The sequence below is a fragment of the Streptomyces albus subsp. chlorinus genome, assembly GCF_013302895.1.
Lineage (GTDB): Bacteria > Actinomycetota > Actinomycetes > Streptomycetales > Streptomycetaceae > Streptomyces > Streptomyces chlorinus.
In genome coordinates, this window is sequence record NZ_VJOK01000001.1 from 4700037 (window position 1) to 4720738 (window position 20702).

17 protein-coding genes and 1 pseudogene are annotated in these 20702 nt (G+C 72.6%); 9 read left to right on the forward strand and 9 right to left on the reverse strand.

The features are described 5' to 3' along the window. The first annotated feature begins 46 nt into the window (after positions 1–46). The gene (locus tag FM076_RS20590) at positions 47–1036 is read left to right on the forward strand and encodes a malate dehydrogenase (RefSeq protein WP_173872450.1); all 990 of its coding nucleotides are present in this window, start codon (positions 47–49) and stop codon (positions 1034–1036) included. A 79-nt stretch (positions 1037–1115) separates the two neighbouring features. Here FM076_RS20590 and FM076_RS20595 read toward each other — a convergent pair whose 3' ends face one another. Next, positions 1116–2336: an MFS transporter gene (locus FM076_RS20595; protein WP_173872451.1), complete on the reverse strand. Its 1221-nt coding sequence runs from the start codon at positions 2334–2336 to the stop codon at positions 1116–1118. Positions 2337–2672: 336 nt separating this feature from the next. Between FM076_RS20595 and FM076_RS20600 the strand changes: the two genes are divergently transcribed. Continuing rightward, on the forward strand, positions 2673–3734 hold the full coding sequence (locus FM076_RS20600; protein ID WP_173872452.1) for an ArsR family transcriptional regulator: 1062 nt from the start codon (positions 2673–2675) through the stop codon (positions 3732–3734). Between the two features lie 308 nt (positions 3735–4042). On the opposite strand, the gene FM076_RS20605 is transcribed toward FM076_RS20600, so the two are convergent. The 5 genes from FM076_RS20605 to FM076_RS20625 all read right to left on the reverse strand — a co-directional run bounded on the left by FM076_RS20605 (position 4043) and on the right by FM076_RS20625 (position 8412). Next, on the reverse strand, positions 4043–4834 hold the full coding sequence (locus FM076_RS20605) for an ABC transporter permease (RefSeq protein WP_173872453.1): 792 nt from the start codon (positions 4832–4834) through the stop codon (positions 4043–4045). Then, positions 4831–5862, reverse strand: a complete 1032-nt coding sequence (locus tag FM076_RS20610; RefSeq protein WP_243274582.1) for an ATP-binding cassette domain-containing protein — start codon at positions 5860–5862, stop codon at positions 4831–4833. Before FM076_RS20610 ends, FM076_RS20605 begins: the two co-directional genes overlap by 4 nt. Before the next feature lie 156 nt (positions 5863–6018). Next, positions 6019–6861 (reverse strand): DUF4097 family beta strand repeat-containing protein, encoded by an 843-nt coding sequence (locus FM076_RS20615; RefSeq protein WP_173872454.1) that lies wholly within the window; start codon positions 6859–6861, stop codon positions 6019–6021. A gap of 109 nt (positions 6862–6970) precedes the next feature. Continuing rightward, on the reverse strand, positions 6971–7486 hold the full coding sequence (locus FM076_RS20620) for a toxin-antitoxin system HicB family antitoxin (protein WP_173872455.1): 516 nt from the start codon (positions 7484–7486) through the stop codon (positions 6971–6973). A 326-nt stretch (positions 7487–7812) separates the two neighbouring features. Next, a complete protein-coding gene (locus tag FM076_RS20625; protein WP_243274583.1) occupies positions 7813–8412 on the reverse strand; it encodes a hypothetical protein in 600 nt (199 codons plus the stop codon). A gap of 474 nt (positions 8413–8886) precedes the next feature. Between FM076_RS20625 and FM076_RS20630 the strand changes: the two genes are divergently transcribed. From FM076_RS20630 to FM076_RS35040, 6 genes are all read left to right on the forward strand, one after another. Further along, positions 8887–10389 (forward strand): aldehyde dehydrogenase family protein, encoded by a 1503-nt coding sequence (locus FM076_RS20630; RefSeq protein WP_173872457.1) that lies wholly within the window; start codon positions 8887–8889, stop codon positions 10387–10389. Between the two features lie 163 nt (positions 10390–10552). Next, complete coding sequence (locus tag FM076_RS20635) at positions 10553–12109, forward strand: GMC family oxidoreductase (protein WP_173872458.1); 1557 nt, start codon at positions 10553–10555, stop codon at positions 12107–12109. Beyond that, positions 12109–13272, forward strand: coding sequence for a quaternary amine ABC transporter ATP-binding protein (locus tag FM076_RS20640; protein ID WP_173872459.1), 1164 nt, complete (start codon positions 12109–12111; stop codon positions 13270–13272). The genes FM076_RS20635 and FM076_RS20640 overlap by 1 nt, the downstream gene beginning before the upstream one ends. Positions 13273–13309: 37 nt before the next feature. Next, the gene (locus FM076_RS20645; protein WP_173872460.1) at positions 13310–15355 is read left to right on the forward strand and encodes an ABC transporter permease; all 2046 of its coding nucleotides are present in this window, start codon (positions 13310–13312) and stop codon (positions 15353–15355) included. A 14-nt stretch (positions 15356–15369) separates the two neighbouring features. Continuing rightward, on the forward strand, positions 15370–16311 hold the full coding sequence (locus tag FM076_RS20650; protein ID WP_428815166.1) for a glycine betaine ABC transporter substrate-binding protein: 942 nt from the start codon (positions 15370–15372) through the stop codon (positions 16309–16311). A 78-nt stretch (positions 16312–16389) separates the two neighbouring features. After that, complete coding sequence (locus tag FM076_RS35040; RefSeq protein ID WP_345945128.1) at positions 16390–17460, forward strand: CopD family protein; 1071 nt, start codon at positions 16390–16392, stop codon at positions 17458–17460. Between the two features lie 3 nt (positions 17461–17463). Here FM076_RS35040 and FM076_RS20660 read toward each other — a convergent pair whose 3' ends face one another. After that, positions 17464–18195, reverse strand: a complete 732-nt coding sequence (locus FM076_RS20660) for an isocitrate lyase/PEP mutase family protein (protein WP_173872462.1) — start codon at positions 18193–18195, stop codon at positions 17464–17466. Continuing rightward, a complete protein-coding gene (locus FM076_RS20665) occupies positions 18192–18662 on the reverse strand; it encodes a carboxymuconolactone decarboxylase family protein (RefSeq protein ID WP_243274584.1) in 471 nt (156 codons plus the stop codon). The genes FM076_RS20660 and FM076_RS20665 overlap by 4 nt, the downstream gene beginning before the upstream one ends. A gap of 267 nt (positions 18663–18929) precedes the next feature. Between FM076_RS20665 and FM076_RS20670 the strand changes: the two are divergent. Continuing rightward, a pseudogene (locus FM076_RS20670) lies at positions 18930–19814 on the forward strand (PLP-dependent aminotransferase family protein); the annotation flags it as partial. A 298-nt stretch (positions 19815–20112) separates the two neighbouring features. Here FM076_RS20670 and FM076_RS20675 read toward each other — a convergent pair. Then, on the reverse strand, positions 20113–20322 hold the full coding sequence (locus tag FM076_RS20675; RefSeq protein ID WP_173872464.1) for a DUF397 domain-containing protein: 210 nt from the start codon (positions 20320–20322) through the stop codon (positions 20113–20115). Positions 20323–20702: the final 380 nt, after the last annotated feature.

Consider the following 20702-nt stretch of genomic DNA (forward strand, 5'->3'; position numbering starts at 1 on the left):
CTTCCGGCCACCCGCCAGCCACGTCGTCAAGTACTACGGAGAACGCATGACCCGCACTCCCGTGAACGTCACCGTCACCGGCGCCGCAGGCCAGATCGGCTATGCGCTGCTGTTCCGTATTGCCTCCGGCCAGCTGCTGGGCGCCGACGTGCCGGTCAGGCTCCGTCTGCTGGAGATCACCCCCGCGCTGAAGGCCGCCGAGGGCACCGCGATGGAGCTGGACGACTGCGCCTTCCCGCTGCTCCAGGGCATCGACATCACCGACGACCCGAACGTGGCGTTCGACGGCGCCAACGTGGCGCTGCTCGTCGGCGCCCGCCCCCGCACCAAGGGCATGGAGCGCGGCGACCTCCTGGAGGCCAACGGCGGCATCTTCAAGCCGCAGGGCAAGGCCATCAACGACCACGCCGCCGACGACATCAAGGTGCTGGTCGTGGGCAACCCGGCGAACACCAACGCGCTGATCGCGCAGTCCTCGGCGCCGGACGTCCCGGCCGAGCGGTTCACCGCCATGACCCGCCTGGACCACAACCGCGCGCTGACCCAGCTGGCGAAGAAGACCGGCTCCTCCGTCGCCGATATCAGGAAGCTGACGATCTGGGGCAACCACTCCGCCACCCAGTACCCGGACATCTTCCACGCCGAGATCGCCGGCAAGAACGCCGCGCAGGTCGTGAACGACGAGAAGTGGCTGGCTGACGAGTTCATCCCGACCGTCGCCAAGCGCGGCGCCGCCATCATCGAGGCCCGCGGCGCCTCCTCGGCCGCCTCCGCCGCGAACGCCGCCATCGACCACGTCCACACCTGGGTCAACGGCACGGCCGAGGGCGACTGGACCTCCATGGGCGTCCCCTCGGACGGTTCCTACGGTGTGCCGGAGGGGCTCATCTCCTCGTTCCCGGTGACCACGAAGAACGGCACCTACGAGATCGTCCAGGGCCTGGAGATCAACGAGTTCTCCCGTACCCGCATCGACGCCTCCGTCAAGGAGCTGTCGGAGGAGCGCGACGCGGTGCGCGGTCTCGGCCTGGTCTGAGCCGCCGCCCTGCCTCTTCGCCCCGAGGGCCCGTACGGAACGCGAACGGCGTTCCGTACGGGCCCTCGGCCGTTCGGCCTCACCGGGACGCGGGTTCGCCGCCTGCGGCCTCCCGTTCCGGCGGGGCGGCCGTGCGGGGGCGGTCGGCTGGCCCGAGACCCGGCGCCAGCCCGCACGTCACCGCGAGGGACAGCCCGGCGACGAGGGACATGGCGGTAGCGGGAGAGGTCCGCTCGGCGACGGCACCGGCGAGCGTGGCACCCACACCCTGCATGGCCAGCATCCCGGACGAGTGCAGTCCCAGCGCGTGGCCGCTCAGCTCCTGCGGGGTCAGTGCCAACAGCCGCTCCTGAAGCAGCAGACTGGCGGCGAACCCGGCTGTCGCCAGCGTCACCGACGCCGCCGCCCACGGCAGGGGCGGGCGCAGTGCGAACAGGAGGAAGGGACCGGCCAGCAGGACGAGCAGCGGTACGGGGAGCCGGCCGCGCCACCGAGGGGGGAGGAACCGGCCTGTGACGGTGTCCCCGGCCAGCATGCCCACCGCACCGCAGGCGAAGAGGAGTCCGGCGTCCTGGGGGGCGTACGGGACGTAGAGGGATTCGCAGCCGACGACCAGCCCGTTCGGCACCCACAGCGCGAGGTACACGCAGCGGCGTGGACGGGAGGACCACAGCAGGGAGTTGGTCCGCCAGGTCTCGGCCACGGAGGCCCGTCCCCGGGCGCGGGGCGGCCGGCGTCCCAGGCCCAGCCGGGCGACGACGGCGCCCGCCAGATACAGCGCGGCCCCGGTGAGCAGCGTGCCGCGTGGTGAGAGGGCCGTGACGAGGAGGCCACCGAGCCCGTAGCCGCAGATCTGCATGATGCCGGTGGACATGTTGAGCACCGAACGGCCCAGCAGATAGCCGTCCTCGTCGAGGATCTCGTGGAGGAGTCCCAGGCGGACCCCGCCGCCCAGCGACGCCAGTACACCCAGCACCAGCAGGAGGAGAAAGGCGGCCGTGACCGGCAGCCCGGGGACGGCCTGCACGGCGGTGCCCAGGGCGAACGCCAGCAGCAGCGTGCTCGTCGTGGCGCGGGGCGGGAGCCGGTCGGCGGCGGACAGCAGGGTGGTCGCGCCCACGAGCTGTGCCAGCGCGGGGCCGAACATGGCCAGGGAGGACAACAGCGGGGAGCCGGTGGCGGTGTAGATGAGCGTGCCCAGCGCCAGTCCGCTGACCGTCTGCCCGGCCACCTGAAGGGTGCTGGTCAGAAAGAGAGGGGTGAACTCGGGCGCGCGGAAGAGTTCGCGATAGGTGCGCATGGGAGGGAGTCTCGGACTGGTGGAACCGGACGGTTACTGTTTCGCGCGAGAGCGAAACAACGCACCACCGCGGCACCGATGAGGGCGCCGGGCGCCCGGCGCCCTCATGGGGACGGTGAGCTGCCGTGAGAGGAGGGCGGCGTCGGCGGTCGGCGCCGGTGACGAGGTCGGCACGGGCGCGGGGACGGCTGCCGGCACGGGCGGCGGACGGGCCTCGGCACGGGTGTCGGCACGGGTGTCGGCGCTGGTGGCGGCCTTGGTGGCGGAGTCGGCGCCGGTGTCGGCGGGAACGGGCCGTCGCCGGTGCGGAGCGGGCTGGGCACGGGGGTGACGGGTGTGGGGTGGTGGCAGGTCAGCGCCGATGTGCTGGCGGGGAGCCGGTTCGTGGTCTCGCCCCTCGCGGAGACGGTCGCGGCCCTGAAGCTCCTGGAACGGGGCAGCCCCGCGCACCCCGGGGAGCGGGCCTGGCTCGACGCCCATCTGCGCGCCTACCGCGCACGCCAGTCGGCCGACCCGGTCACCGCGGCGCTGATCCGCGCCGCGCTGGGGCGCACCTGGAACGCCGACTTCCTCACCCCGACCCCCGAGCCGGGCGAACTCCCCCTCGGCGAGGTGCCGTTCGAGGAGGAGGTGGCGCGGGTGCGGGAGGCCCCGCCGGAGGCGGCCCGCGCCGATCTGCTCGTCTCCCTCGGCACGGACGGACCGCTGCCGGTGGCCCTGCGCCGGGACGACCTGCCGCAGCGAACGGCCGACGTCCTCGCCTGGGTCTGGTACGAGACGGTACGGCCGTCGTGGTCCCGGCGCCGCCGCGTCCTGGAGGCCGATGTGGTGGGCCGCACCGCCCAGTTGAGCCGGGGCGGCTGGGCGGCGGCGCTGGACGACATGCGGCCGGGGATGCGGTGGCTCGGCGGGAGCAGGCTGCAGATCAACGCGCGGGACTACCCGCCCCGCGATCTGGCGGGTGCCCGGCTGATGTTCGTCCCCGTGACGCCGCGGGCCGGGTGGGTCTCATGGGAGGAGGCTCCGGGGCGTCCCCGGGAGGGGACTGCCCGCTCCTCGCCGGGGGACCGGCCCCGCTACGCGGTGGTGTACCCGTGCTCCGGCGCCCTCGCCGACAGGGGGAGCGCCCCCGTCCCCGAGGCGCTGGGCGTGCTGCTGGGGCATGCGCGGGCCACGGTGCTGATACTGCTGGAGACCCCCAAGAGCACCACTCAGCTGGTCGGCTTGACGGGCCAGGCCCTGGGCTCGGTGGGCCGCCATCTTCGGGTCCTGCGGGACGCCCGGCTGGTGGAGCGGCGCCGGGCGGGGCGGTCCGTGCTCTACTACCGCACGCCCGCGGGCGACGGCCTGGTACGGGCCCAGGACGCCCGGCCGGACCGGCGCCCTTCCGGGGCGTAGCCGCGCGGCGCCGGCCTCGGATGTCCCGGACCGGCGGCGGGGCGGCGCACCCCGCGCCGGCCTCGGATGTCCCGGACCGGCGGCGGGGCGGCGCACCCCGCGACGGTGCCGGGGTTACGCCGCCCTGGGGCCGGTCCGGGACGGGGAGGCTCGGCCGGGAGCCGGGAGCCGGGAGCCGGGAGCCGGGAGCCGGGAGCCGGGAGCCGGGAGCCGGGAGCCGGGAGCCGGGAGCCGGGAGCCGGGAGCCCCGGGCCGGGGCCGGGGGCTCGGGCTGGAGCCCGGGCCGGAGGCTGTCGGCCCGGGGGTGCCTACTCCGGGTCGCGGTTGAAGGCGGCCCGCGACCAGAGGTAGCCGAGGACGGTCAGGGCCAGGCACCAGCCGAGGGCGAGCCAGGCGTTGTTGCCGATCCCGGTGCCGAGCAGCAGACCGCGGAGGGTCTCGATGGCGGGGGTGAAGGGCTGGTACTCGGCGATCGGCTGGAACCAGCCCGGCATCGTGCCGAGGGGGACGAAGGTGCTGGAGACCAGGGGGAGGAAGATCAGCGGCATCGCGTTGTTGCTGGCGGCCTCGGCGTTGGGGCTGACCAGACCCATGCCGACGGCGATCCAGGTGAGGGCGAGGGAGAAGAGGGCCAGCAGTCCGAGTGCGGCCAGCCATTCCAGGGCGGTGGCGTCGGTGGGGCGGAAGCCGATGGCGACGGCGACGGCGCCGACGAGGACGACGCTGAGCACGCACTGCAGGACGCTGCCGAGGACGTGTCCGATGAGGATGGAGCCGCGGTGGATGGCCATGGTGCGGAAGCGGGCGATGATGCCCTCGGACATGTCGGTGGCGACGGAGACGGCGCTGCCGATGGTGGTGCTGCCGATGGTCATCAGCAGCAGGCCGGGGACGAGGTAGGCGGTGTAGGCGTCGCGGTCGGCGCCGCCGCTGCCGATGCCCGCGCTCATCACGTCACCGAAGATGTAGACGAACAGGAGCAGCATCATGAGGGGCGTGAGCAGGAGGTTGAGCGTCAGGGAGGGGTAGCGCCGCGCGTGGAGGAGGTTGCGGCGCAGCATGGTGGCGGAGTCGCGGGCGGTGAGGGCGAGGGCGCTCATCGGAGGTTCTCCTCGGGCTGGTCGGTCCGGCCGGGGTGACCGGTCTGGTGGGGGACGTCGGCCGGGCCGGTGAGGGCGAAGAAGACGTCGTCGAGGTCGGGGGTGTGGATGGTCAGTTCGTCGGCTTCGATGGCGGCGGAGTCGAGCCAGTCGAGGAGGGAGCGCAGTTCGCGCTGGCTGCCGTCGCTGGGGAGGTGCAGGGTGAGTGCTTCGTCGTCGCGGGTGGCTTCGCGCAGGGTGGCGGTGGCGGTCCGGTAGGCGGCGGGGTCGGTGAAGCGGAGGCGGACGTGGCCGCCGGGGATGAGGCGCTTGAGTTCGTCGGCGGTGCCTTCGGCGGCGAGTTTCCCGTTGTGGAGGACGGCGATGCGGTCGGCGAGTTCGTCGGCTTCCTCGAGGTACTGGGTGGTGAGGAAGACGGTGACGCCGTCGGCGACGAGGTGGCGGATGATCTGCCACATGCGGTGGCGGGAGCGGGGGTCGAGACCGGTGGTGGGTTCGTCGAGGAAGATGATCCGGGGGTTGCCGACCAGGGTCATGGCGATGTCGAGGCGGCGCTTCATGCCGCCGGAGTAGGTGGAGGCGGGCTTCCTGGCGGCGTCGGTGAGGTCGAAGCGCTCCAGGAGTTCGGCGGTGACGCGGCGTCCTTCGCGCCGGGGGAGGTGGTGGAGGTCGGCCATCAGGAGCATGTTCTCCTCGCCGGTGATCAGGCCGTCGATGGCGGAGAACTGGCCGGTGACACCGATCGCGGCGCGCACGGCCTGCGGATCGGCGGCCAGATCGTGACCGGCCACCCGGGCCTGCCCCCCGTCGGCGGAGATGAGGGTGGACAGGATCTTGACGGCGGTGGTCTTGCCGGCCCCGTTGGGACCGAGCAGGGCGAAGACGGAGCCGGCCGGGATGTGCAGGTCGATGCCGTCCAGGACGGTCTTGTCGCCGTAGGACTTGCGCAGGGCGGTGGCGGAGACTGCGGCCGGTGACGGGTGGCCGCCCTCGCGGCGGCTGGTCGTGGGCATGACAGATGAAGGCATGGAGCCCTCCGATCGAAGGCTGAGGTGAAGGGTGAAGGGTGAAGGGGTGAAGAGGCGAGGGGAGGACGGGGCGAGGAGGCGACGGGCGAGGGGAGGACGGGCCGAAGAGGCGACGGGGCGAGGAGGTGCGGAGGCGGCGCCGGTCGCGGCGGGCGCTCAGATCTTGGCGCGGTGCACGTCGATGCTGCCGTGCCGGGTGCGGGCGCGGATCGTGACGGTGTCCTCGCTCTCCTGGGGCGTCTCGGACGCGGTGAGCGTGTTGCGCACCTGGCCGGAGCCCGAGTGGACGTCGAGCCAGGCGGCCGTGCCCTCGCGGACGCCGACGTCGATGGCACCGTAGGAGGTCTCCAACTGGACGCTGCCCGAGGCCACTTCGTCCACGCGCAGGGTGCCGTGCGCGGTGGTGGCGGTGACCGAGTCCTCGGCGCGCCGGATGTCGATGTCGCCGTTGGCGCCGTTCACCCGCAGCTCGCCGGTCGCGGCGCCGACGGTCGTGCTGCCGTGCGAGTTCTTCAGGACGGCGGGGCCGCCGAGGAGTCCGGCGCGCAGGCTGCCGGAGCTGGTGGTGATCTCGGCCGTGCCCTCGACCCGGTCCACGGTGATCGAGCCGTGCGACGCCTTCAGCTGGAGCGGGCCGGTCGTGTCGAGGCGGACGTCCCCGGTCGAGATCCTCACGCGGACCTCGCCGAGCCGGCCCACGCCGTGCAGCTGGGTCCAGGCGCCGGTCACCTCGGCGTGCGAGCCCGCGGGAAGTTCGACCGCCACATCCACGGTGCCGATGCGGCCGAACAGTCCGGACTTGGGGGTCCTGACCGTCAGCACGCCGTTCACGCAGGTGACCTCGGTCTGCTCGGCCGTCCGTACGTCCAGGTCCTTCTTCGGGTCGCGGGGGCGCACCTCGACGACGGTGTCGCGGCGGTCGCCCGCGGTGAGCTGGAGGGATCCGGCCTCCACGTGCGCCGTGGCCGAGATCGGGGCGGGAGTGTCGAAAGCAGGCATGGCTGTGCCGTCCTCATGGGTCTTCGGGACGTCCCCGCTGGTGGGACGTGGTGTGGGTGGAGTGGTGCGGTGGAAGCGGTGCGGGTGGTGCGGCGCGGGCGGGGCGCGGTCAGCGCACCCAGCCCGTGTAGCCCTTTCCGAGGGTCTGGGCCTTCTCCGCCGGACGCGGCCGGGCGCTGCCGTCTACCGCGGCGGAGACGGCCCGCACCAGCCAGGCGTTGACCGACAGCCCCTCGCGGGACGCGGCCTCCTCGGCGCGGGCCTTGAGGCGGGCCGGCAGGCGCAGGTTGACGCGGGCGGTGCCGCCCTCGTCGTCGGCCGGCACCGGGGCCGCGAGGGGTTCGGCGGGTGCGGCGGGCTCCGCGGGTGCGGCGCCGTCGGTGGGCGGCGGGGTGACCACGAAGTCGGGGTCGAGCCCGCGCAGCCGCACGTCGACCGAGCCGGGGGCGAGTTCGCGGGTGATCTCGTCCATCGCGGCGGAGAGCACGTTGAGCATGGTCAGCCGGGTGGCCGATTCCAGTGCCGCGGTGAGCCGCTCGGCCACCTCGCGGGCTTCGTCACCGCCGGCTTCGGCGGCCACCGCGAGGTCGCGGCGGAGGGTGTCGACGTACGGGGTGAGATCCATGGCGTTATGGTGGCACCACAATGGTGCCGTGTGCAAGTCCCTCCGGCGCCAACTGGGAAGCTCGCCGCGCTGTCACCGCTGTGACCTGGGAAGACGGAACGGAAATTGATCCCGGGGAAATGGTGTCAAGGGCGCCCCGGGGGGCTGATGGCACACGGAAAGGCGCCACCTGGCACCATGTGGCACCGCCTGGCGTTATGTGGTGCCAGGTGGTGCCATCCGGTGTCGGATGGCGCTGTGCGGTGTCGGATGGCGCTGTGCGGTGTCGCGCGGTGCCGCGGGCGCCGCCGCGGGCGGCCGGCCGCCCGCCGCGCGGTGCCGGTGCCCTAGACCGATTCGGAGGGCGGCTGGTCCTGCTGGGAGTGCTCGAAGTGCCGGCGGAGCTTCTCGACGGGCACGGTGCGCTCCTTGGGCGGGGTGCCGCGGGGGACCGGCCGGTCGAAGCGGCCGAGGTCGATCTCGTCGTGGTCGCGGCCCGACCGGCGCTCCAGGCGCAGCGGGTAGGGCTTGCCGTCGGCGGAGACGTGCATCGTCACGCGCGCCTCCTCCTGGGTGCGGGTGACGGGGACGGAGCGGTGTCCGCCGACCCGGCCCTGCCGGCCGCGCTTCCAGCGCGGGCCCGGGGTGGCCATCGCGCCGGAGGCGGCGCGGAAGGCGTCGAGGTCGCAGGCGGTGGCCAGGCCCTTGCCGCCGAGGTCGTCGTCGCGGGCGGAGCCCTTGATGTAGCGGCCCTTGAACTCCCGTGCCGCCTGTGCGCCCGCCTCGGGGCCGAGCTGGCCCTTCCAGAAGGCGGCGTCGGGCTTGAGCCAGACCGTGTCGCCGTGCTTGATCAGCCGAACCGAGCCGCGGCCGGGGACGGAGACTTTTCCGGAGCAGTTCGCCTTTTCGTCCAGCGTGAGATTGAGCCGGAGATCGGGGGCCGCCATTCTCACTCGCAGGGAGCGGGCGGAATTCAGTTCGTTCGAGGCTTTTTCCGCTATTTCCTCACCCGACAACTCTGCGATATCGGGTCCGTCACGCTCCGTCGCCGTGGGGGAGGCATGGGCCGGGGTCAGAAGTCCGCCGGAGGTCGTCGTCGCAGCGCATACGACCACGAGCAGGGCTGTGCGGTGCTGCTTGCGCATGAGATGGCTCCGATCCGCCGTGGGGAGTCAGGGGGCGGTGTCCCGGCGCACCCGACCCGCCATATCGGGACAAAGACGTACTCACCGTACGTTCCTCCGAGGGGTGGCGCACTTCGACCCGTGATGAAGCCCACTTGTCATCGAATTTTGGACATGAGATCGGAAGGACGGGGCAGGGTTCCGGACTGCCATCTGCCCGAAAGGCGTGGCAAAGCCCCGCGCCGGGGCGCCGGGATTCTCCCGGGGAAAGCAGGAGCAAGGAAGGCAGTACCAAAGGTGTCCGTTCTGGAGAGCTTGCACATTGACGGCACGTGGCGGGCGGCCGCGGCCGGCGGCACGCGGGAGGTGCTGGACCCCGCGGACGCCACCACGCTCGCCGTCGTCGCCGAGGGTGACGCAGCGGACACCGACGCGGCCGTCGCCGCCGCCCGGCGTGCCTTCGACGAGGGGCCGTGGCCGCACACCCCGACCGCCGAGCGGGCCGCACTGCTGCGCCGCGTCGCCGACCTGCTGCAGCGCGACCGCGAGGAGATCGCGCTGACCGAGTCCCGCGACACCGGCAAGACCCTCGAAGAGGGCCGGGTGGACGTGGACGACGTGACGAACGCGTTCCGCCACTTCGCCGACCTGGTGATGCACGAGTCCGGCGGCCGTGTCGTGGACGCGGGCAGCCCGGACGTGCACAGCGTCGTCGTCCACGAGCCCGTCGGCGTCTGCGCGCTGGTCACTCCCTGGAACTACCCCCTCCTCCAGGCGTCCTGGAAGATCGCCCCGGCGCTGGCCGCGGGCAACACGTTCGTGATCAAGCCCAGCGAGGTCACCCCGCTGTCCACCGTCCACCTGGTCAAGCTGCTGGTGGAGGCCGGGCTCCCGGCGGGGGCCGCCAATCTGGTGACCGGCGCGGGCCTCCCCGTCGGCCAGCGCCTGGCCGAGCACCCGGACGTGGACCTCTTCTCCTTCACCGGCGGGCTGGTCAGCGGCACCAAGGCCGGTGCCGCCGCCGTCGCCGGGGCCAAGAAGGTCGCCCTGGAGCTGGGCGGCAAGAACCCCAACGTCGTCTTCGCCGACGCCTGCGCCACCGAGGAGGGCTTCGACACCGCCGTCGACCAGGCGCTGAACGCCGCCTTCATCCACAGCGGCCAGGTGTGCTCGGCGGGCGCCCGGCTGATCATCGAGGAGTCCGTCAAGGACCGCTTCGTGGCCGAGCTGGCCTCCCGCGCCGAGCGCATCAGGCTGGGGCGCGGCACCGAGAAGGGCGTCGAGTGCGGGCCGCTGGTCTCCCGGCAGCAGCTGGAGAAGACCGAGGCGTACGTCGCCTCCGCGCTGCAGGAGGGAGCCGAGCTGCGGTGCGGCGGCACGCGCCCGGAGCCGTCCGAGGTGCGGCCCGCGAGCGGCTACTTCTACAGCCCGACGGTGCTCGACAACTGCCACCGCGGGATGCGGGTCGTCCGCGAGGAGACGTTCGGGCCGATCCTGACGGTGGAGACCTTCCGCACCGAGGACGAGGCCGTCACGCTGGCCAACGACACCGAGTACGGCCTCGCGGGCGCCGTTTTCTCCGGCGACACGGCCCGGGCGCGCCGGGTCGCCGCGCGGCTGCGCCACGGCACGGTGTGGATCAACGACTTCCACCCCTATCTGCCGCAGGCCGAGTGGGGAGGTTTCGGCAAGTCCGGCATCGGCCGCGAGCTGGGCCCCCACGGTCTGGCCGAGTACCGCGAGACCAAGCACGTGTACGAGAACCTGCGGCCGGCCCCGGTCCGCTGGTTCTCCGGCTGAGCCCCCCGAGTTCGCCCCGACCCCCACGGACCACAGAGCCACGGACCACAGAGCGCGACGGCGGCTCACCCCCACCCCGGGAGCCGCCGCGGCGCACCCGTATCACCAGCGAGTTCCCAGTCCCCGTCAGTCCCCCGCACGTCCCAAGGAGAGCAGTACCGCTATGTCCAGCTATGACTACGTCATCGTCGGAGGTGGGACGGCCGGCTCGGTGATCGCCTCACGGCTCGCCGAGGACCCGGACGTCTCCGTCGCCCTCATCGAAGGCGGGCCCTCGGACATCGACCGGCCCGAGGTGCTCACCCTCCGCAAGTGGCTGGGCCTGCTGGGCGGCGAGCTCGACTACGAGTACACGACCACCGAACAGCCGCGCGGCAACTCGCACATCCTGCACAGCCGCGCCAAGGTGCTGGGCGGCTGCTCCTCCCACAACACGCTGATCTCCTTCAAGCCGCTGCCCTCCGACTGGGACGAGTGGGAGGCCGGCGGAGCGGCCGGCTGGGGCGCCAAGGACATGGAGCCCTACTTCGGCAGGCTGCGCAACAACATCGTGCGCGTCGCCAAGAAGGACCAGAACGCCATCGCGCAGGACTGGATCGACGCCGTCAAGGAGGCCCTGGACGTTCCCGAGGTCGTCGGCTTCAACGACCAGCCGTTCGAGGAGGGCGTCGGCTTCTTCGACCTGTCCTACCACCCGGAGAACAACAAGCGCTCCTCCGCCTCGGTGGCCTACCTCCACCCCCACATCGAGGCCGGCGACCGCCCCAACCTGCACCTCCTGCTGGAGACCTGGGCGTTCAGGCTGGAGGTGGGCGGCGAGGACGGCAAGACCGTCACCGGCGTCCACGTCCGCACCAAGGACGGCGAGGAGAAGCTGCTGACCGCCGGCCGCGAGGTGCTGGTGTGCGCGGGCGCCATCGACACGCCGCGCCTGCTGATGCACTCGGGCATCGGGAAGAGGGAGGACCTTCAGGCGCTGGGCATCCCCGTCGTGCACGACCTGCCGGGCGTGGGGGAGAACCTCATCGACCACCCCGAGTCGGTGATCGTGTGGGAGACGAACGGGCCGATCCCGGACAACTCCGCGATGGACTCCGACGCGGGCCTGTTCGTCAAGCGGGACCCGGACCACAAGGGCCCGGACCTGATGTTCCACTTCTACCAGATCCCCTTCACCGACAACCCCGAGCGACTGGGCTACGAGCGCCCCGAGCACGGCGTGTCGATGACCCCCAACATCCCCAAGTCGCGCTCCCGCGGCCGGGTCTACCTCACCTCCGCCGACCCGGAGGTCAAGCCGGCGCTGGACTTCAAGTACTTCGAGGACGAGGACGACTACGACGGCCGGACGCTGGTGGACGGCATCAAGCTGGCCCGCGAGGTCGCCCGGGCCGAGCCGTTCAGGAAGTGGCTCAAGCGCGAGGTCTTCCCCGGCCCCGAGGTCACCGACGACGAGGAGATCAGCGAACTGGTGCGCAAGGCCGCGCACACCGTCTACCACCCGGCGGGCACCTGCCGGATGGGCGCCGAGGACGACGCGCTCGCCGTCGTCGATCCCAGGCTGCGGGTCCGCGGCCTGTCGGGCATCCGCATCGCGGACGCCTCCGTCTTCCCGACCATGCCCGCCGTCAACCCGATGATCGGCGTGCTGATGCTCGGCGAGAAGGCGGTCGATCTGCTCCGAGACGATTCGACTACGGCACCGGGAGGTGTTGCGTGATGTCCGAGACCGCACCGGCCACAGCGACCGCCGGGAACACCCAGTCCCCCGACGCGGCCCAGCGCCCCGTCTTCTCCGTCCGCAACCTGTGGAAGGTCTTCGGCCCCAAGGCCCACCGGATCCCGCGGGACGCCTCCGTGGGGGGACTGTCCCAGGCGGAGATGCGGGAGAGGACCGGCTGCACCGCCGCCGTGCGCGACGTCTCCTTCGACGTGCACAAGGGCGAGGTGTTCGTCGTCATGGGCCTGTCGGGCTCCGGCAAGTCCACCCTGGTGCGCTGTCTGACCCGGCTGATCGAGCCCACCGCGGGCACCCTGGAGTTCAACGGCGACGACGTCCTCGGCATGGGCAAGGAGGCGCTGCGCGAGCTGCGCCGGCACCGGGCCTCCATGGTGTTCCAGAACTTCGGCCTGCTGCCGCACCGCACGGTCGTCGACAACGTCGCCTACGGGCTGGAGATCCAGGGCGTCGGCAAGGCCGAACGGCGCGAGCGCGCCGCCGAGATGGTCGCCAAGGTCGGCCTGGAGGGCCTGGGCGAGCGCCGCCCCGGCCAGCTCTCCGGCGGCCAGCAGCAGCGCGTCGGCCTGGCCCGCGCCCTGGCGGTCGATCCCGAGGTGCTGCTCTTCGACGAGCCGTTCAGCGCCCTCGACCCGCTGATCCGCCGCGACATGCAGGAGGAGGTCATCCGGCTCCACCGCGAGGAGGGCCGCACGATGGTCTTCATCACCCACGACCTGTCGGAGGCCCTGCGCCTGGGCGACCGCATCGCGCTGATGCGCGACGGCGAGGTCGTCCAGCTCGGCACCCCCGAGGAGATCGTCGCCAACCCGGCCGACGACTACGTCCGCGACTTCGTCCGCGACGTTCCGCGCGAGCAGGTCATCTCCGTGCGCCGCGCCATGCGCCGGGCGAAGGACGCCGAGGCCGAGACGGGCGCCGCGCTCGCCCCCGACACGCTGGTCGCCGACGCCATCGAGGCCGTCGCCCGCACCGGCGAGACCGCCCGCGTCGTGGAGAACGGCCGCACCATCGGCGTCGTGGACGACGCGCGCCTCCTCAGCGTCGTCGCCGGCCTCGACCAGGGCCACGACGGGGACCCCGGCCAGGGTCCCGGCCGGGGCAGGGGCGAGGACGGCGAAGCCAAGGAGGTGGCCGCCGTATGAGAAGCGCGCGCACCCGTCTCCCGGCCGAGGGGCTGATATGAGCACCACCACCCTGCCGCAGCGGGCGGAGGAGAAGACGGCGACGCCGCCGGCCCCCGCACCCGTGAGCGGCGCCCGCGCACTGCTGGCCCGCCCCGCGTTCTGGGCGCTGCTGGTCGTCGTCGTGGCCCTGGTCGCCGGCGCGTTGGCCCTCGACGGCGACTGGCCCCACGCGCTGGACCAGTCCCACCGCGTCAAGGGCTGGCTGGACGACGCCGGCAACTGGCTGACCGACAACCGCGCCAAGAGCTGGGTCTTCCTCTACGTCCTGCTGCACATCAGCAACGGGGCCGAGGGCGGCGTCGACTACGTCTTCACCTTCCTCAACAACCTGGGCTGGCTGGGCGTCACCGCGCTGGCCACCGCCGTCTCCTGGTACGTGTCCGGCGCCGGGCTGCGGGCACGCCCGCTGCGCATCGCCCTGCTGACCGCCTGCACCTTCGCCGCCTTCGGCGTGCTGGGCCTGTGGGACTACGCCATGTCCACCCTCGCCCTGATGGTGGTGGCCGTCGCCGTCTCCGCCGTCATCGGCGTGCTGCTCGGCCTGGTCGCCGGCCTCTCCGAGAGGGGCGACCGGACCCTGCGGCCGGTGTTCGACACCATGCAGGTGATGCCGGCGTTCGCCTACCTGCTGCCGCTGGTGCTGATCTTCGGCATCGGCTCGCCCGCCGCGCTGGTCTCCACCGTCATCTACGCCGCGCCCCCCATGGCCCGCCTCACCTCGCTGGGTCTGCGCGGTGCCGACCCGGCCGCGCTGGAGGCGTCCCGCTCGCTGGGCGCCGGCGCCTGGCAGCGGCTGTGGACCGCGCGGCTGCCGCTGGCCCGCAAGGAGATGCTGCTCGGCCTCAACCAGACGATCATGATGGCGCTGTCCATGGTCGTCATGGCCTCCGTCATCGGCGCGGGCGGCCTGGGCGACAAGGTCTACCAGGCGCTGTCCAAGGACAACGTGGGTATGGCGCTGGTCGCCGGCATCTGCATCGTCCTCATCGCCATCTGGCTCGACCGGGTCACCGCCGCCGCCGGCGACCGGCTGGAGACCTCCGCCGGCACCACGCGCACGGCCGGTGACGCGGGCGCGGTCAGCCTGGAGAAGCTGGGCGGCGCGCTGGCCTGGGGCCTGTTCGTCGTCTTCGCCGTCGTCGGCACCCTCGCCGGGCCCGTCGGCGAGCGCTCCTGGCCGGTGAACTGGAGCCTGTCCCTCTCCGCGCCGCTGACCCGGGGCATCGAGTCCTTCACCAAGGCCATCTCCGACGGGGTGCCCGTCCTGGGCGGCACCGACGTGTGGGCCTCGCACTTCACCTCCTGGGTGCTCAACCCCATGCGGGACGCCATGCAGGCCGCACCCTGGTGGGGCGTGCTGCTGCTGGTGGCCGTCCTCGCCTGGCTGGCCGGATCCTGGCGGGCCGCGCTGACCAGCGTGCTCTCGCTCGGCGTCATCGGCGTGCTGGGGCTGTGGAGCAAGTCGATGGACACCCTCTCGCAGGTGATCGTCTCGGTGGTCTGCACCCTGGTGGCCGGCGTGGTCATCGGCATCCTGGCGGCCCGCTCCCGCTGGGTGATGCGGCTGATCCGCCCGGTGCTCGACGTCATGCAGACCATGCCGCAGTTCGTCTACCTGGTACCCGTGGTGGCGCTGGTCGGCGTCGGCCGCCCCGCCGCCATCCTCGCCGCGGTGGTCTACGCGCTGCCCGCCGTCATCCGCATCACCGCGCAGGGCCTGCGCTCCGTCGACCCGGCGGCCCTGGAGGCGTCCCGCTCGCTGGGCGGCACCACCTGGCAGCAACTGCGCCAGGTGCAGCTCCCCCTGGCCCGGCCCTCGCTGATGCTGGCCTGCAACCAGGGCGTCGTCCTGGTCCTGGCCATCGTCGTCATCGGCGGTCTGGTCGGCGGCGGGGCGCTCGGCTACGACGTCGTCTACGGGCTCCAGAAGAGCGACCTGGGCGTCGGCCTCTCGGCCGGTGTCGCCATCGTCTGCCTGGGCCTGATGCTCGACCGGCTCACCCAGTCCGCGGGCACCGGCAAGCGCGGAGGTACGAAGTGAAGCGCACCCGAATGATGAGGGCCACCGTCGCGTCGGCCGCGGTGCTCGCCCTGGCGGGCGGCCTGTCCTCCTGCGGCAAGGCCAACCCGTACTACAGCGGCAGCCCCAACACCGTCACCCTGCCGGTGGCCGCCTGGGCGGGCTCCGAGGCGAACGTCGCGGTGGCCAAGCAGGTCCTGGAGAAGAAGCTCGGCTACCGGGTCAAGACGCTCCAGATGGACGAGCCCGTCGCCTTCGACGCCCTCAACACCGGCCGCGCCGACGCCATGCTGGAGGACTGGCGGGGCGTGCCGAAGAAGGAGAAGAAGTACGTCGAGGAGCTGAAGACCGTCGTCTACGCGGGCGAGATGGGCGTCACCGGCCACATCGGCTGGTATGTGCCCACCTACTTCGCCAAGAAGCACCCCGAGGTCAAGAACTGGAAGAACCTCCCCAAGCTGAAGAAGTACTTCCAGACCCCGGAGAGCGGCGAGAAGGGCCAGCTGCTGGAGGGCTCGCCCTCCTTCAGCACCTACGACGACGCCATCATCAAGAACCTGGACCTCCCCTACAAGACGGTCTACGCCGGCAGCGAGGCCGCGCAGATCAAGGAGATGCAGAAGCGCGCCGCCAAGAAGGAGCCCTTCCTCACCTACTGGTGGACGCCGCAGTGGCTCAACTCCAAGATCCCCATGACGGAGGTCCAGCTCCCCAAGCGCACCCCCGGGTGCGACAAGGTGGCCTCCAAGGTCGACTGCGCCTACCCGTACACCAAGCTGGCGAAGTTCATGAACAAGGACTTCGCCAAGAACGGCGGCAAGGCGGCGGAGTTCCTCAAGAAGTTCAAGTGGAGCACCGGGGACCAGACCCAGGTCGTCAAGTGGATGACCATCGAGAAGATGGACACCGACGAGGCCGCCGCCAAGTGGGTCAAGGAGAACCCCGGCAAGTGGAAGAAGTGGATGCCCAAGAAGTGACGGCCGGCTGAACCGTCCCGCGGTGGGGGCGCCCCTCGGGGCGCCCCCACCATGCGTGTGCTGGGGCAGAATTGCGCTGTGAGCCAGCCCGGTCCCCCGCCCCTCGTCCCGCCCGCCGGCGGCCGGGCGGGGCGCGGCCGGCACCGGGCGCCCCGCGCCCGCCGGCGCACCCTGGTGACCGGGCTGCTGGCGGGCGCCTGCGTCGCCGTCCTCGCCGCCCTCGCCCTGACGGGCACCGACCTGGCCACGGGCAGCACCCACGACGTCCGCATACCCGGCGGCGGCGCTACCACCCTGCTGCGGTCCGTGCTGCTGGCCGCGCTCTGCGTCCAGCTCGGCGAGGTGGCCGGACGGCGGCTCGCCCGCGATGTGGCCCGCACCCTGCCAGGCGGCGGCGCCGACGGACCCCGGCAGCCGTCCGCATGGGCCGCGGGCGCCGCCCTCGCCGGAATGCTCGCCGCCCTCGGCCTGGCCTCGATGGCCGCCGCGGGAGACGGCCGGCTGACGGCGGCACTCCCCGAACTCAGCGAGATCTGGGCCACCCGCGACGGCCTGCTGGCCTTCTGCGAGGCCAACGGCTTCCTGCTCGCGGCCCTCTGCGTCTTCCTCGCCCGCCCCACCTGGGCCGCCGTCCCGCTGGCGGGCGTCATCGCCGGCGAGGCCCAACGGGCCCACCCGGAGGCGGACACCCCGGCCCTCGGCATCGCCCTGACCCTCGTCCACCTCACCTCGACGGTGCTGTGGACCGGCGGTCTCGTCCACGTGCTGCGCACCATGCGCGTGTGGCGGCTGTGGCACGGCGAGCCGGGTGCGGCCCGCGCCCTGCTGGCCGCCTACGCCCGCCGCGCCTTCTGGCTGCTGACCGCCCTCTGCGCGACGGGCACCGTGAGCACCCTGCGCAAACTCCCCTCCCTCTCCCCGGACGCGGTCGCCTCCTCCGCCTGGGGCCGCATCCTGGTGGTCAAGCTCGCCGTGGTCGCACTCGTCGCCGTGTGCGCCCTCTTCGCCCGCCGCGTGCTGGTACGGGACCGCACCCGTACCAGCTACACCCGCATCCTGCGCCCCACCGCCTGGGAACTCGCGGCCCTCGGCGCCGTCCTGGTCCTGTCGGCGCTGCTGACGGTGGCACCGGTACCGCGCGCGGGCTGAGGGCTACAGGTCCCGGCCCGCGCGCAGACCGGCCGCCAGGTTCCGTACGCCCTCCCGCACCCGGGCGGCGAGGGTGCCGCCGAAGGTGACGCGGGTGGCGCCGGCCGCGGCGAGGGCGGCGGGGGAGGGGCCGCCGGGGCGGGCCAGCGCGTTGACGGGCACGGGCAGTTCACGGGCCAGCACCGCGAGGTCCTCAGGGGGCGCCATGATGGGGTAGACGCCGTCGGCACCGGCTTCCACATAGGCCCGGCCGCGCGCCAGCGCCTCCTTGAGGGGCTCCTCAGCCCCGCGGACGTAGACGTCCACGCGGGCGTTGAGGAACGGCTCGGGCCCCAGCGCCTCGCGTACCGCCGCGAGGAAGTCGGCCTGGGCGGCGGCTTCCACCAGCGTGCCGGAGGCGGAGTCCTCCAGGTTGCAGCCCACGGCGCCCGCCTCCCCGAGCCGGGCGGCGATCTCGGCGGGCGCCATCCCGTACCCCCGCTCGATGTCGGCGGTCACCGGCACCTCGACGGCGCGCACGATACGGGCGACGGCCGCGAACATCTCCTCGGCGGGACACTCCCCGTCGGCGTGGCCGAGCGAGGCGGAGACCCCCTCGCTCGGCGTCGCCAGAGCGGGGAACCCCGCCTCGGCGAAGATCCGGGCGCTGGCGGCGTCCCACGGTCCGGGCAGCACCAACGGGTCGCCCTGCGGCCTGCCGTGGTGCAGCTCCCGGAACCGGGCGGCGGCGCTCATCGGGAGGCACCGCCGTCCGCCAGGCTCTTGGGGACCTCACGGATGGCCACATTGAAGCGGTTCCAGGCGTTGATGGCGACGATCTGACCGAGCAGCGCCGCCAGTTCGGCCTCCTCGAAGTGCGCGGCGGCACGCGCGTACACCTCGTCGGGGACGAAGCCGTCGGTCAGCTCGGTGACGGCTTCGGTCAGGGCGAGCGCCGCCCGCTCCCGCTCGGTGAACAGGTCGCCGGCCTCCTCCCACGCGGACAGCAGGTCGATGCGCAACTGCGACTCGCCCTTCTCGCGGGCCTCCGTCACATGCATGTCGAGGCAGTAGGCGCAGCGGTTGATCTGCGAGGCGCGGATCTTGACCAGTTCCGCGACGACGGGGTCGAGCCCCGCCGCGGAAGCGGCCTGCTGGAAGCCGTACATGCCCTTCATCAGCTGGGGAGCGGTCTGCCAGATGTTCATACGCGGTGTCGTCATGCCCCGAGCCTAAGCAGCAGTGGGCCACGCGTATGGTCCACTTCCATGGCAGATTCCTGGGCCACTTCCGGGCCCGCCTCGCAGACGGCCACGACCGGCACCAGCACCCCACCCGGGTCCGCTCCGCGCAGGGCTGTGGCCGGGGCCTCCGGGCCTGTGCCGGGTGACGCCTCCGGGGCTGCCCCGCATGACGCCTCGCCGGTTGCTCCCGGGGCCGCGTGCGGGTCGGCCTCGCGGCCGGCCGGCGGAAGTGATCTCCATCTCGATCTGGGAGCTGTCGCCGGCGGGGGTGCCGTCCGGCCGCGGGCGGCGCTGCTGGCCGCGCTGCGTGACGCCATCCGTACCGGGCGGCTGGCACCCGGTACCCGGCTGCCCTCCTCGCGGACGCTGGCGGCCGACCTCGGTCTGGCCCGCAACACGGTGGCGGCCGCCTACGCCGAACTCGTCGCGGAGGGCTGGCTGTCCGCCCGGCAGGGGTCCGGCACCAGGGTCGCGGACCGCGCCGAGCCGGCCCGGCCCGGCCGCCCCCGGGAGCGGGGAGCGGCGCGGCGCGTGCGGATGCCGTTCGCACGCGCCGAGCGCGGGCAGCAGCGCCCGGCGCACGATCTGCGTACCGGCACGCCCGACGTCTCGGCCTTCCCCCGCTCGGCCTGGCTGACCTCGGCCCGCCGGGCGCTCACCGCGGCGCCCGCCCTCGCCTTCTCGCACGGCGACCACCGGGGCGCGCCCGAGCTGCGCCGGGCGCTGGCCGCCTACCTGGCGCGGGCGCGCGGGGTGCGGGCCGATCCGGAGCGGATCGTGGTGTGTGCCGGGTTCGCGCAGGGGCTCGCGCTGCTGGCCCGGGTGGTGGCGGGGCAGGTGGCGGTGGAGGAGTACGGGCTCTTCTTCCACCGGCAGTTGCTGGAGTCGGGGCGGGCGCGCACCCTGCCCCTTCCCGTGGACGAGCACGGTGCCCGCACCGGGGCCCTCGCCGACGACCCTCGTTTCGCCGGGGTCCGCACGGTGCTGCTCACGCCCGCGCACCAGTACCCGCTGGGTGTTCCGCTGCACCCCGACCGCAGGGCGGCGGTGGTGGACTGGGCGCGGCGCCGCGGCGGACTCGTGCTGGAGGACGACTACGACGGCGAGTTCCGCTACGACCGCCACCCGGTGGACCCTACACCCTGGGAACTCCGCCGTCAGGGGCGCGCCGACAGCAAGCGGCCCCGCCCACGTGCCTCAGAAGGGCGGTGCGTGGGCGGGGCCTTGAACGGTTTTCCTAGCGGCCGAGGCGTCGATGCTCACTCAGCACGCGTAGTGCGGGCATGAGGCGAGGCAGGCGCCCCGGGCAGCTTGTCTCTCGCGGCAGTGACCACACGTGCCAGCACGACAGGCAGCGCACCACGCCCGCGTGCTCAGGGTCGTTCATCGCGCCACCGCCGCACTGCGGACACTGCTTCATGAGGACTCCCTACGCGGCTACGTCGAACTCACCCAGCTTCGCACCACTCAGGAAGTCGTTCCACTCCTCCGCGCTGAACTCGACAGTGCCGCCGTTGACCGAGCTACGGACTGCCACCTTGCCCGGTACGTTGATCGCCACCTCGACACAGCGGGGGTCGTTGTTGTTGTACTTGCACGCGCTAGACGTGCGGAATTCGAACTCCGGGATCGCTGTCATTCTGTGCCTCTCTGTTGAGTGGTGCACTGCGTGCCCTTTTGGTGCCCCAACCCTGCCGTTCACCTGTCGGGGAAGCCGGAATCCGGTTATTGGCAGGGCTGGGAGATCAGAGGTTGCCTGTCGCTGCCATGGTTGGGATTGCTGCGCACAGTACCCAGACCACGAAGACGAAGATGCGCCAACCGTAACGGCCAATCACTTTCCCCTCTCCTTCTCGCGGCGATCGCGGCATGCGCAGGGTGGAGCCTGTGATCCAGGCGGGAAATAGACGACTCCGGAACGGGGGTCCTGCGCTCCGCCGTACTGCGTCCACCAGCCGTCAGGGCTTTCGGAGTAGGGCGTTTCCGCAAACCGTTCATCGGTCACCAGGTTCGCCCCAA